Origin of the sequence: Nonomuraea sp. 10N515B (assembly GCF_052245915.1) — a bacterium.
Classification (GTDB): domain Bacteria; phylum Actinomycetota; class Actinomycetes; order Streptosporangiales; family Streptosporangiaceae; genus Nonomuraea.
In genome coordinates, this window is the sequence record NZ_JBQQBQ010000021.1 from 15045 (window position 1) to 27634 (window position 12590).

The following is a 12590-nucleotide window of genomic DNA, read 5'->3' on the forward strand; positions in this document are numbered from 1 at the left end:
GCCACCCGATTTCACCCGGGTAGTTCGGTGAGGGCCTGGTCGATGCGGTCCTGCGGGAGGGTGTAGTCCTCCAGTTGCCCGGCCAGGTGACGATCGTAGGCGGCCAGGTCGAAGTGCCCGTGGCCGCAGAGCGCGGTGAGGATGACCTTCTTCTCGCCGCTTTCCTTGCAGCGCAGCGCCTCGGCGACGGTCTCGGCGAGCGCGTGCGTGGGCTCAGGGGCGGGCACGATGCCCTCCGTCCTGGCGAAACGCACGCCGGCCTCGAAGCATTCGTTCTGGGATCGCGTGACGGCCTCGAACAGGCCCAGCTCGTACATGTGCGACAACAGCGGCGACATGCCGTGATACCGCAGGCCGCCCGCGTGGATCGGGTCAGGCACGAACGAATGCCCCAGTGTGTGCATCTTGAGCAGCGGCGTGAGCCCGGCGGTGTCGCCGAAGTCGTAGGCGTAGACGCCGCGGGTGAAAGACGGGCAGGCGGCGGGCTCGACCGCACGGAACACGGTCGAGATCCGTCCCGCCAGCTTCTCCCGCAGGAACGGGAAGGTCAGGCCGGCGAAGTTGGAGCCGCCTCCCGTGCAGCCGATGACCAGGTCGGGCATCTCGGGGAGCTGCTCGAGCGCCTCCTCGCCGATCACCGTCTGGTGCATGAGCACGTGGTTGAGCACCGAACCGAGCGCGTAGCGGGCGTCGGGGGTCGCCGCGGCCACCTCGACGGCCTCGCTGATGGCGATGCCCAGGCTGCCCGGCGAGTCGGGGTGGTCGGCCAGCACCTTGCTGCCCGCGCCCGTCACGGAGGACGGGCTGGCGTGCACGGTGGCGCCGTACACCTGCATGAGGGAGCGGCGGTACGGCTTCTGGTCGTAGGAGGCGCGGACCATCCAGATCTGGCACTCGATGTCGAACTGGGAACAGGCGAACGCCAGCGCCGATCCCCATTGCCCGGCGCCCGTCTCGGTGGTGAGCAGCCGTACGCCCTCGCGCGCGTTGTAGTAGGCCTGCGGCACGGCCGTGTTCGGCTTGTGCGAGCCCGCGGGCGAGCCGCCCTCGTACTTGTAGTAGATCCTCGCCGGCGTGCCGAGCGCTTTCTCCAGGCGCCGCGCCCGGATCAGCGGCGTCGGCCGCCAGAGCCGGTAGACGTCGAGCACCTCCTGCGGGATCGCGACGAACCGCTCCCCGCTGACCTCCTGCGCGATCAGCTCCATGGGGAAGAGCGGAGTCAGATCGTCCGGCCCGATGGGCTGCCTGGTGCCGGGATGCAGCGGTGGAGGCGGCGGAGCGGGCAGGTCGGGAACGATGTTGTACCAGTTGCTGGGGATCATCGCCCCAGTCTGCGCCGGGAACGCGCGGCATTCCAGCATCCCAGCGCGCCGGGCCGGCGGGCCGGGGGCTACGAGCTGCTGGGCCGTGCTACGAGCCGGGCCGTGCTACGAGCCGCTGGGCCGTGCTCTGTCGCCGAGGACCAGGACGGCGAGCCGATCCGGATGATCGGCCCTCACCACCACGTCCGCCGCCTGCTGCGGGCGGACCTCATGCTCATATCTTTCGTACGCGGGCAGCCGCCACCGCTCCTCCTCAGGCGTCCCCCGCTCCAGAGCCCCCGCCGACAGCCACACGTGCACGCTGACGTCGAACGCGAGCCCCCGTCCCAGCAGCAACGTCCCGTCGACCAGCACCACGCCGCCCTGGGGCAGCTCCTGGTACGGCTCCCGGTACGCCCGGTCCACCCGGCTGTCCCACAGCGCCCGCAGCACCCGCCCCGATCCCCCGGCCTCCAGCGGCTCGAGCACCTCCCTCCGCAGGCCCTTCACGTCGAGCCAGTCCTCGTAGAAGGCGTCGGGATCGGTCCTGCCGTGCTCCAGGCGCAGCGACGCGGGCCGCAGGAAGTCGCCCGCCGACACCCGCAGCACGGGCCGCCCGCGCGACCGGAGCGGCGCCACGAGGTCGTCAGCGAGCGTCTGAGGACGCGTGGCGGGCGCCCCGTCCACGGCCACCCGCACCCATTCCTCCCCCGGCCGCGCGGAGATGAGCTCGGCCAGTTCCTCGATGAGGACGTCACGGGAGATCGGTCGCGCACGCATCGTCCCTAGCTTACGATCGCCGATCTCGCGGCAGCATTGAAGGCGTGCTCCTGATGCGCTGAGGATGTGCGCATGGATGATCAGGAATTGGCGAAGGTCTATCGTGACACGAACTTCCAACCCGCCCCTGGCGAAACCGTGGTGCACAAGGGGGTGGCGAACCTGTGGGCGGGGCCTGAGGCAGTGGGCGGCCGTCTGTGGCTGACCAGCCGGTCGCTCGTGTTCCGTTCGCATGCGGTGAACGCCCAGAGGGGCGTCTGGGCGTGGCCCATCGAGGAGATCGTGTCGACCGCGCCGGTCAACACCCTCGGGATCGTCCCGAACGGCTTGGCGGTCATGTTGCGGAACGGGGATCGGGTCCGCTTCGTGGTGCGTAAGCGGCGCGCCTGGATTCAGGTGATCGAGCAGACGAGGGGCTGATCCCTTCATTCGATTGCTGAAGAAAGTGCGGAGAACACGAAGGCCAGGTCGCCTCATGCGGCTGACCTGGCCTTTTGGTGCTTGGAGCGGACGACGGGAATCGAACCCGCGTAGCTAGTTTGGAAGACTAGGGCTCTACCATTGAGCTACGTCCGCGCGAACCGGTCGAACTCTGGTCTAGACTTCATCCGGTCGTCAGGGCGTAAGCGTACCGGAGTCCCGGAGCGCATGCGCACTCGGCGAGACGGGGCGTGGCGCAGCTTGGCAGCGCGCTTGCTTTGGGAGCAAGAAGTCGCAGGTTCAAATCCTGTCGCCCCGACTTCAGGACCAGCAGGAAGGCCCCCTCCAAGATCGGAAGGGGCCTTCTGAGTGACAAACTGAGTGACATGTCCGCAGGCAGCGCCTACGGCGCGCCGAAGATGCGATCCATAGCCACAGCTCCGGACTGGACCACAGGCCGGATCTGCATGCGGTAGACCGCTTCAGTCGTCGCCGTGCTGCTGTGGCCGACCAAGCGAGAGATCTCTTCCAGCGGAACGCGCGCCGGACATTGGAGGCATCCAGTTCGGTGCCGTTCTCCGAGGGGAAGACCAGACCGCTGTCTGACCATGAATCCCCGTGAGCCTGCTGTTGGCGAGCGCGGTGCTCGGTCAGCACCTCGACACACTTCGTAGGCAGCGCGAGCGTCCGTCGAGACCTGGGGGTCTTGGTGTCACCACCAGCCCGTACAGATCTCCAGACCGCCATGTAGGGCGGAACCAGCGGAGTGGCTTGAGGATCCCCGTCGAGATCTACATGATCCCATGTGAGGGGCCGCAGTTCCTCGGTGCGTGCTCCCGTGAGGAGCGAGAGCACGATATAAGCGTGCATGCGGGTGCCTTCTGCGGCAGTGAGTACGGCTTCCGCTTGCGCGAAGGTGAGTGCCTTCGAAGGCCGTCCCGCCGTACCCGTGGGCACGCTGCACAATTCGACCACGTTCCGCTTCACCTTGTCACGCGCCATGGCTCGCTTGATGGCCCTGTTCAAGCATGAGTGCATGATCTGCAGCGTCCGGGTGCTCAAACTGCTGGACTTGCTGGCGAGCCATTTGTCGACATCTTCGGCGCGGAGATCCCGAAGCTTGCGCGCTGCGGGTGGGACGACGGCAGACGGGCAGCCAGGGCAGAGCAATTGTGGTCGGCAATATCTCCGACATACTTCAAATATACCGCCCCCTCATACGATCTCATCGTTGGTATCTCTCGACGAAAGGCGGGATCATGAGAAAACCGGCTAGCTCAGTCATGCGGCGATTCGCTGTGGGGCTTGCAACATCCATGATCGCCATTGGCGGAGTAGCGATTACACCGCAAGCGGCTGCAGCGTCTCCCGGATTCCTGTACACCAAGTGGGGCGCGACATGCAAGCAGGGGACCGCAAAAAAGACCTACGATACCGGCATCTCGCGGTACAAAGTCGGCGAGCAGCACGTCAGCTTCGCGTTTGGATTTCCTACGGGGAAAAGCACCACTCGGGAAAAAGCCTACAATCTCGCGGAAGTCATTGCAATCTGTACTAAAGGAATCGGACCTAATCTCTGGAGGTGGAGGATGGACTACTACGGCCTTGAGCGCGGGAAGGTCAGTCGACTGAGGTTCGCGAAGCAGTCGTGCAAGCGGGACGGAACCTGCAGCGGGAAGCCATACGGCATTACGTACGGCGCATGGCGGGCGGGCTGGACTCACCTAAAGGCGTGACGAAAGGGTTCTCCGCCACAGGAACGACAGATCTGACCCCCCAACCTGAGTGACAAAAAGAATGGCATCGAAGACGCCAACGGAAACCTACCTATGCCCTACGATGCACATGAACAGAGGGGTTGACCAGGCAAAACGCAAGGTCAGGAGATGACCCCAAAAGCTTCGCATCGAAGAAGTCAGGATGGTTGACAGCCCGACGGAAACGTCTGAGGCGTGATTGGCCGAAAGGTCGAAGGGGAGCCAGACCGGGAGCCACCCACGATGAACTCGCCTGGACAGGACTGAACACCACTGACCGGCACGACCTCGCGCCTGAACCAGCACGAACTGATCAACATCACGAGATTCTGGTTCGAGTCCAATCACGGCGCGAGTGGCAAACTGAGTGATATCAGGGAAGCATGCCACCGCTCAATCATGCACAACGGTGCACAACGCAGACCGTCTGAACAGGCAAAACGCCACATCTCTTGATCGCTGGTAGTGCTTTGGGAGCAAGAAGTGCAGGTTCAAATCCTGTCGCCCCGACCAGCTCAAGGGCCGCATCCGATCCGGAGGCGGCCCTTGTGCGTCCGTCCCACACAGCCGGGAGGCCGGCGAGGGCGGAAGGCCGGCTGCAGCGCGGCGCATGAAAGCACACATCTCAGGGCATGCGGGCGATGAGCGACTTCGGGGCGATCTGGCGATAGGCGTCGGCGACGATCTCGGCCACCTCCGCCCAGTCCACCTCCGGCACATCCAGATAGACGCCCAGCCAGCCACGATGCCCCACATACGGCGGCCGGAAGAAGCGCTCGGGATCCTCGGCCACCAGTTCCTGCTGCGCCCCGGCCGGGGCCGCGCACCAGAACGCCAGGCGGTCGTCGTGGTGGTGGTCGGCGAACATCACGAACGTCTTCTTGTCCCGGACGAACCAGGTCGGCTCTCCGTGACTCAGCCGTTCGGTGACCTCCGGCAGGGCCAGGCAGAGCGCGCGCAGCCGGTCCAGCGCGGCGTCCACGGCCGCGTCAGCCCGTCAGCGTGAGGGGGTTGACGAGGTCGGCGTAGACCAGCAGGCCCGCCATGATCATCATGACGATGGCGATCGCGTACGTCAGCGGCAGCACCTTCGCGATGTCCACGTACCTCGGCTCGGGACGGCGCATGATCTTGGCGTACGCCCGCTTGATGCCCTCCCACAGGCCCCCGGCGATGTGGCCGCCGTCGAGCGGCAGCAGCGGGATGAGGTTGAACATGCCGATCGCCAGGTTGAAGCCGGCCAGCAGGTTGACGAAGATGGCGATCTTCTTCTCGTTGGACAGGTCGGAGGCGAGGATCTCGCCGCCCATCCGGCCCGCGCCCACGACGCCGACCGGGCCCTCAGGGTCGCGTGCCTCGCCCGAGAAGGCCGCGTGCCAGACGCCGACCATCTTCTCCGGCAGGTTGAGCAGGGAGCCCGCCACGCGGGCCGTCAGCGCGCCCATGTAGCCGACGACCTCGCCCATGCTCTGGCGCTCCATGACCTCCGTCGGCAGCACGCCGAGGAAGCCGACGTTCTTGTCGATCTTCTGGGGGTCCTGGAGGTTGGGGCGGTCCTGGGCGATGAGGGTGACGTTGAGCGTCATCGCCTTGCCGTCGCGGACGATGCCGAGCTGGACCGGGCCGGGCCCGTGGCCGCGGATCAGGCGGGTGGCGTCTTCCCAAGTGTTGATCTTCTGGCCGTCGAAGGAGACCATGCGGTCGCCGGGCTTCATCTTGGCCTGGGCCGCGGGGGTCAGCTGGTCGTCGGGCTTGCACGTGGTGCGCTGCTCCGAGATCGGGATCACGCAGGTGTTGGTCTCGGGGGACACGACCGGGGCCCAGCTCGGCAGGCCGATGCCGACCAGCAGGATGCTGAAGAAGACGAACGCGAGCACGAAGTTCATCAGCGGCCCGCCGGACATGATGATGACCTTCTGCCACCACTTCTTGCGGTAGAAGACGCGGTCGTCGTCGCCGGGCTGGACCTCCTCCTGGGCGGCGTCGCGGGCCGACTCGATGAGGGCCTGGAACGGGCCCGTCGAGGTGCTCCTGACCTTCGCCGGGTCGTCGCCGGGACGCGGCGGCAGCATGCCGATCATGCGGATGTAGCCGCCGAACGGGATCCATTTGATGCCGTATTCGGTCTCGCCCTTACGCCGGGACCACGCGGTCGAGCCGAAGCCGACCATGTATTGGGTCACCTTGACGCCGAAGAGCTTGGCGGGCACGAGATGGCCGACCTCGTGCAAGGCGATGGAGAGCATCAACCCGAGCAGGAAGATGATGATCCCCACCAAATAGAGCCAGTTCATCTATGCGCGCTCCAGGGCAAGGCGGACGGTCCCGACAGCCCCAGGGTAGTCGAACTCCCCCGGCCCGACGTGGCGCCGGTGAAGCCAGGCATGGCTCGGCGGCGCCGGGCAGACTGCTACGGGCGCCAGATCAGCACGAGGGCGCAGTCGTCGTTGTGGCCGGAGGCCATGGCGTTGACCAGGGCTCTGGCACCGTCACGGAAGCCGGACGGCAGCAGCCGCTCCGCCTCGCCGAGCAGCCGGTCCAGCCCGGCGTCGATGTCGCGGCCGGGCTGCTCGATCAGCCCGTCGGTGAACAACAGCAGCGCGTCGCCCTTGCGCAGGGTGCCGCTGTCGGGCTCGCAGTGCAGGTCGGGCACCACGCCGAGGACCACGCCCTTGGCCGAGGCGACCTGCCAGTTGCCCGTGCCCGCGTCGAACTTCACCACCGGCGGATGCCCGGCCGACGTGATCGTGTAGTCGCCCGTAGCCAGGTCGAGGCGCAGGTGCACGGCGGTCACGAAGCCCTCGTCGCCCCGCTGGCGGTGCAGGTACGTATTGCAGGCAGGCAGGAAGTCCTCGACCGAGCCAAGCAGGCCGCCGAACGTGCCTGACAGCAGCAGCGCTCTGGTGCCCGCGTCCACGCCCTTGCCGGACACGTCCACGAGGGCGATCTCCACGGTGTTCCCATCACGCATGGAGACCAGGAAATCCCCGCCGAAGGAGGACCCGCCGGCCTGCTTGAGCACCACCTTGGCGCCCCAGTCCTTGGGCAGCGGAGGCAGCTCGCCCTGGCTCTTGAGCCGGTCGCGCAGCTCCAGCAGCATCGCGTCGCCACGCAGCCCCTGCACACCCAGCTTGCCCCTGGTGCGGGCCATGAGCAGGGCGAGCACGGTGGTGAAGGCGATCGTCACGGTGAGCCCCAGCCCGATCCTGGCCACACCGAGCGTGATCGCGATGAAGCCGAGCGCGACGCCCACAGCCACGAGCAGCTTGATCAGGCTGCGCAGCCGCAACTGGAGCCCGCCGAGCAGGGTGACGAGGATGAGCAGCGAAGGCGAGAACCACTCGGTCGAGACCTTCGCGGCCAGCGCGCCGATGACGATCGCCAGCGTGGACAGGGCGATGAGCAGGTTGCGATCGCGGGCCAGCGGGCCTCTGCGAACGAATCGGACAATGGGCACGAGGAAGGGCACCCGTACGAGGACCGCACGGACCCGTGGCGGGATCAGCGGCGCCGGACGGGAACTCATGATGCGCCTGACTGTATCGGTCTGGCCCGTGTTTGGGCAGCCCACTTGACCAACACCTTGATCATTAAGGACGGATATTCAGTGGCCTTCCCCCTTTGCGCGCTCCTACGGTGGACTGATGACGTATCCGATCCGTCCCATCGATGAGACCGAGTGGCCGGCGTTCACCCAGGTTCTCGAAGAGGCGTTCAACTGGACCCCGCAGCCGCAGCAGGCCGAGCGGTGGAAGGCCGAGACGGAGTTCGACCGCACGCTCGCCGTCTTCGACGGTGATCTCATGGTCGGGGTCACCGCGGTTCTCAGCTTCACCATGACGGTGCCCGGCGGGCAGTTGCCCGTCGGCGGCGTGACCTCCGTCGGCGTGCTGCCCTCGCACCGCCGCCGCGGGGTGCTGTCCTCGATGATGCGCAGGCAACTGGCCGACATCCGCGAGCGCGGTGAGCCGGTGGCCGCGCTGTACGCCTCCGAGTCGGTGATCTACAGCAGGTTCGGGTACGGCAGGGCCGCCGGCATGCTGACGTTCCGCATCAGCAAGCGCGCCTCGGCGTTCGTCAAGAACGCGCCGGTCGACCCGTCGCTGCGGATCAGGGTGGCCAAGCCCGCCGCCGTGCGCGCCGAGCTCGAGAAGGTGTACGCGTCCGTGGTGACCGCCCGGCCGGGGCGCTACGAGCGCCATGCGGCCTTCTGGGACAGCACGCTGGCGGATGAGGAGTTCGACCAGCGGGGGTCGGGCCCGCTGCGCGCGGTGCTGGCCGAGGACGATCGGGGCGTGCGCGGCTACGCGGTGTTCAGGGTCAAGGGCTCCTGGGACGACCACGACCTGCCTACCGGGGAGCTGCAGCTGCAGGAGCTCGAGGCGGCGGACCCGGCGGCCTACGCCCTGCTGTGGCGCAGTGTCCTGGATCGCGACCTCATCACGACGGTGCGGGCGGTCAGGCCGGTGGACGACCCGCTGATCTCCTTGCTGGCCGACCAGCGGCAGCTGCGCGCGGGCTGGAGCGACGAGCTATGGGTACGCGTGGTCGAGGTGGACCGAGCGCTGGCCGGCCGCGCCTATGCCGCGCCGGTGGACCTGGTGATCGAGGTGGAGGACGAGGTGTGCCCGTGGAACGCGGGCCGCTGGCGGCTGACCGCGGACACGACGGGCGCCGCATGCAAGCCGGTCGACGACGAGCCCGACCTGACCGTGCCGGTGGCCGCGCTCGGGTCGGCCTACATGGGCGACGGGCAGCTCGTCCAGCAGTTGGAGGCGGGGCTGCTGCGCGAGCACCGGCAGGGCGCGGTGCGGTCGCTGGCCACGGCCATGTCCTGGAGCCCCAAACCGTGGGCCGGCCGGGTCTTTTGACGTAGGGTCGAACAATGGCGCTGCAAAGCTTGCAGATCACCGCGACCATCGCCATGCGGGCGCGTGACGTGTCGAGACCGTCGAAGGAACAGCAGGAGGCCGCCGATCGGCGGCCCCTGCGCGATGAGATGCCCAGGCGCGAGACCAAGGGCAAGGGCCGATGAGATCGGATGGTCACGGCAGCGAGGGCAGCTGGCCGATCGTCTCGTAGGTGGCCAGCTGGGCGATCCGCCTGCTGTGACGCTCGCTGCCGGAGAACGTCGTGGTCAGGAAGACCTCGACGAACCTGGTGGCGTCCTCGATGGGATGCATGCGCGCACCGATGCTGATCACATTGGCGTTGTTGTGCTCGCGGGCCAGGCCGGCCGTCTCCTCACTCCAGGCCAGGGCCGCGCGAATGCCGCGCACCTTGTTGGCGGCGATCTGCTCGCCGTTGCCCGAGCCGCCGATCACGACCCCGAGGCTGGCGGGGTCGCCGGCGACGCCCTCGGCGGCACGCAGCACGAAGGCGGGATAGTCGTCCTCGGCGTCGTAGACGAAGGGACCGCAGTCGGTCACCTCGTGCCCGTGATCCTTCAGCCAGGACACCAGGTGGTTCTTGAGCTCATAGCCGGCATGGTCGGCACCGATGTAGACACGCACCCGACCAGTCTTCCACAGCCCCGGCGCTTTGGTTCGCGGGCTAGAGTAAGGACCTGATCGGTTGTCCAGTCCTTACGAAGGCAGGAACCCATGCGAGAGATCCGCGTCATCGGCGATCCCGTCCTGCGCACGCCCGCCGAGCCGGTCACGGATTTCGACCGCGAGTTGCGCCGCCTGATCGAGGAGATGTTCCAGGCGATGTACGCGGTCAACGGCGTGGGGCTGGCCGGCCCGCAGATCGGCGTGTCGCGGCGGCTGTTCGTCTACGACATCAACAAGCGCAAGGGCCATGTGATCAACCCGACGCTGACGGTCGACGACCCCGAGGAGATCGTCGACGAGGAGGGATGCCTGTCGGTGCCCGACCGCCGGACGCGCCTGCCGATCTACGCCCCGGTGGCGCGCGCCGTGGGCGTGACCGTCGAGGGGCTCGACCGGCTGCAGCGGCCGGTGCGGATCAAGGCCCGCGGCTCGCTCGCGCGCTGTTTCCAGCACGAGACCGAGCACCTCGACGGCAAGCTGTACGTCGACCGCCTCCCGAAGGACGAAGCACGCAAGATCGTCCTCAACGCGTAGGTTGGGGCCATGAGCGTACTTTCTGGAAAGGGCGCATTGGTCACAGGAGGCTCCCGGGGCATCGGCAAGGCGATCGTGGAGCGGCTGCGGGAGGACGGCGCCGAGGTCGTCTTCTGTTACGAGCACTCGGAGGAAGCGGCGCGGCAGGTCGCCAAGGAGACCGGCGCGCAGGCCGTACGGGCGGATCTCGGCGGCAAGGACGACCTGCAGCGGCTGTTCGCCGAGGCGGAGGCGCGGCTGCCGGGGCTGGACATCCTCATCAACAACGCCGCCACCACCGCCGGGCAGAAACCCATGGCGGAGGTCACGGACGAGGACTACGAGCGGGCGTTCGCGGTGAACACGCGCGCGGTGTTCCTGGCCATGCAGTGCGCGGCGCGGACGATGCGCGACGGCGGGCGCATCGTCAACATCTCCACGCTCAACACCCAGGTGCCCGCGCCCGCGCTGGCGCTCTATTGCGGCAGCAAGGGCGCGATCGAGCAGTTCGCCAAGGTGGCGGCGCGGGAGCTGGGCGGGCGCGGGATCACCGTCAACGTCGTCTCCTCCGGCGCCCTGCTCATGGTCGCGCTCGCACGGGGCTCCGCTGGTCACGCAAGCTGCCGCTCTCCGCCCCAGGCTCGCCGCTCCGTCGACACCGACATGCTGCGCAACGCCAATCCGCCGGAAGCGCTGGCGCAGACCCAGGCCTTCACAGCGCTGCAGCGGCTCGGGCGGCCCGAGGACATCGCGGCGGTGGTCGCGTTTCTAGCCGGTCCCGACGGGCGGTGGGTGACCGGCCACAATCTCCTCGCCAGCGGCGGGTTGATCGTCTAAAGCTGGAGTGACTTGATCTCCAGGTATTCCTCCAGGCCGTGCTCGCCGAGCTCCCGCCCCACGCCGGACTGCTTGTAACCGCCGAAGGGGGCCAGCGGGTTGAACTTGCCGCCGTTGATGGCGACCTGACCGGTGCGCAGCCGGCGGGCGACCGCGACCGCGTGATCCTCGGCGCCCGACCAGACCGCGCCGGCCAGGCCGTATTTGGTGTCATTGGCGATCTTGACGGCCTCGTCCTCGTTCCTGTAGGGGATCAGCGACAGCACCGGGCCGAAGATCTCCTCCTGTTCGATCGTCATGCCGGGCTCCACGCTCGCGAACACGGTGGGCTCGACGTAGTAGCCGCGCTCGTGCGGCCGCTCGGTCCCCCCGGCCACCAGCCGGGCGCCCTCCTCCTGGCCGCGGTTGATGTAGCGGATCACGCGGTCGCGCTGGACCTGGGAGACCAGCGGGCCGATCCTGGTGGACTCGTCGAACGGGTCGCCGACGGTGTATTTGCGCGCGGCCTCGACGGACAGACGGACGGCGGTGTCGTACTGGTCGCGGTGGACGAGCATGCGGGTCCACGCCGAGCAGGTCTGGCCCGCGTTGACGAAGCAGTTGGCCACGCCGACCTTGACGGCCGTCTCCAGGTCGGCGTCGGGCAGGATGACGTTGGCGGACTTGCCGCCGAGCTCGAGCGCGACCCGCTTGACCGACTCGGCGGCCAGCGAGGCGACCCGGCGTCCTGCGGCCGTCGAGCCGGTGAAGGAGACCATGTCCACCTCGGGATGGGCGGCCATGGCCTCGCCCACGACCGGGCCACGCCCGCTGAGCAGGTTGAACACGCCCGGGGGCAGGCCCACCTCGTCGAAGATCTCCGCCAGCGCGTACGCCGCCAGCGGCGCGACCTCGCTCGGCTTGAGCACGACGGTGCACCCGGCGGCCAGCGCGGGACCGACCTTGCAGATGATCTGGTGCAGCGGATAGTTCCACGGCGTGATCGCCGCGACCACCCCGATCGGCTCCTTGACGACCAGCGAGTTGCCGACACGGGACTCCCGCGGGTGGCCTTCGGCGAGCGCGGCGTAGGAGGCCAGCACACCGGCGGGCATCAGCGTCTGGACCTTGAGGGCGAAGCCCAGCGGCGAGCCCATGTCCGTCGCGATGGTCTTGGCGATCTCGTCGGAACGCTGTTTCAGCAGCTCGGCCGCGTCGGCGAGGAGCTTGCCGCGCTCGGCGGGGCCCGTCTGCGACCAGACGGGGAAGGCACGTCGCGCGGCGTTCGCGGCCGATTCCACATCGTCGGGGGAGCCTGCGGGCACGCGGTCGATGATCTCTTCCGTGGCCGGGTTCACGACCTCGATGGGCTCGTCGGACGCCGACGCGGTCCAGGAGCCGCCGATATACAGCTGACGCATGGCCACCATCCTGACAGTGCCGGGGAC

Annotated in this window: 12 protein-coding genes and 2 tRNA genes; 6 read left to right on the forward strand and 8 right to left on the reverse strand. The window is 67.9% G+C overall.

What is annotated here, in order from left to right; translation table 11 throughout:
* Positions 1–11: 11 nt before the first annotated feature.
* Positions 12–1322, reverse strand: coding sequence for a TrpB-like pyridoxal phosphate-dependent enzyme (locus ACTWQA_RS28700; RefSeq protein WP_443162174.1), 1311 nt, complete (start codon positions 1320–1322; stop codon positions 12–14).
* 105 nt (positions 1323–1427) lie between these two features.
* Entirely contained in the window at positions 1428–2081 is a 654-nt protein-coding gene (locus ACTWQA_RS28705) for a uridine kinase (RefSeq protein WP_443162175.1), read from the reverse strand.
* A 72-nt stretch (positions 2082–2153) separates the two neighbouring features.
* Between ACTWQA_RS28705 and ACTWQA_RS28710 the strand changes: the two genes are divergently transcribed.
* Positions 2154–2501, forward strand: coding sequence for a hypothetical protein (locus ACTWQA_RS28710; protein ID WP_443162176.1), 348 nt, complete (start codon positions 2154–2156; stop codon positions 2499–2501).
* 82 nt (positions 2502–2583) lie between these two features.
* On the opposite strand, the gene ACTWQA_RS28715 is transcribed toward ACTWQA_RS28710, so the two are convergent.
* Positions 2584–2657: transfer RNA gene (locus ACTWQA_RS28715), tRNA-Gly, on the reverse strand.
* 89 nt (positions 2658–2746) lie between these two features.
* Here ACTWQA_RS28715 and ACTWQA_RS28720 point away from each other — a divergent pair.
* Positions 2747–2820 (forward strand) — tRNA-Pro (locus tag ACTWQA_RS28720).
* Between the two features lie 2063 nt (positions 2821–4883).
* Here the strand turns inward: ACTWQA_RS28720 and ACTWQA_RS28725 are convergent.
* From ACTWQA_RS28725 to ACTWQA_RS28735, 3 genes are all read right to left on the reverse strand, one after another.
* The gene (locus ACTWQA_RS28725) at positions 4884–5240 is read right to left on the reverse strand and encodes an MmcQ/YjbR family DNA-binding protein (protein ID WP_443162177.1); all 357 of its coding nucleotides are present in this window, start codon (positions 5238–5240) and stop codon (positions 4884–4886) included.
* Positions 5241–5247: 7 nt separating this feature from the next.
* Positions 5248–6552, reverse strand: a complete 1305-nt coding sequence (locus ACTWQA_RS28730) for a M50 family metallopeptidase (protein WP_443162178.1) — start codon at positions 6550–6552, stop codon at positions 5248–5250.
* A 116-nt stretch (positions 6553–6668) separates the two neighbouring features.
* Complete coding sequence (locus ACTWQA_RS28735; RefSeq protein WP_443162179.1) at positions 6669–7784, reverse strand: PP2C family protein-serine/threonine phosphatase; 1116 nt, start codon at positions 7782–7784, stop codon at positions 6669–6671.
* 118 nt (positions 7785–7902) lie between these two features.
* Between ACTWQA_RS28735 and ACTWQA_RS28740 the strand changes: the two genes are divergently transcribed.
* Together ACTWQA_RS28740 and ACTWQA_RS28745 are read left to right on the forward strand one after the other, a co-directional pair.
* Positions 7903–9129, forward strand: a complete 1227-nt coding sequence (locus ACTWQA_RS28740) for a GNAT family N-acetyltransferase (RefSeq protein ID WP_443162180.1) — start codon at positions 7903–7905, stop codon at positions 9127–9129.
* Between the two features lie 14 nt (positions 9130–9143).
* Positions 9144–9293 carry a hypothetical protein gene (locus ACTWQA_RS28745; RefSeq protein ID WP_443162181.1) on the forward strand — a complete coding sequence of 50 codons (150 nt, stop codon included), beginning with the start codon at positions 9144–9146 and terminating at the stop codon, positions 9291–9293.
* A 10-nt stretch (positions 9294–9303) separates the two neighbouring features.
* On the opposite strand, the gene ACTWQA_RS28750 is transcribed toward ACTWQA_RS28745, so the two are convergent.
* Positions 9304–9771: a ribose-5-phosphate isomerase gene (locus ACTWQA_RS28750; RefSeq protein ID WP_443162182.1), complete on the reverse strand. Its 468-nt coding sequence runs from the start codon at positions 9769–9771 to the stop codon at positions 9304–9306.
* 90 nt (positions 9772–9861) lie between these two features.
* Between ACTWQA_RS28750 and def the strand changes: the two genes are divergently transcribed.
* Positions 9862–10347, forward strand: coding sequence for a peptide deformylase (def, locus tag ACTWQA_RS28755; protein WP_443162183.1), 486 nt, complete (start codon positions 9862–9864; stop codon positions 10345–10347).
* A gap of 9 nt (positions 10348–10356) precedes the next feature.
* A complete protein-coding gene (locus tag ACTWQA_RS28760) occupies positions 10357–11163 on the forward strand; it encodes an SDR family oxidoreductase (protein ID WP_443162184.1) in 807 nt (268 codons plus the stop codon).
* On the opposite strand, the gene ACTWQA_RS28765 is transcribed toward ACTWQA_RS28760, so the two are convergent.
* Positions 11160–12563: an aldehyde dehydrogenase family protein gene (locus tag ACTWQA_RS28765; RefSeq protein ID WP_443162185.1), complete on the reverse strand. Its 1404-nt coding sequence runs from the start codon at positions 12561–12563 to the stop codon at positions 11160–11162. The genes ACTWQA_RS28760 and ACTWQA_RS28765 overlap by 4 nt on opposite strands.
* Between the last annotated feature and the right edge of the window lie 27 nt (positions 12564–12590).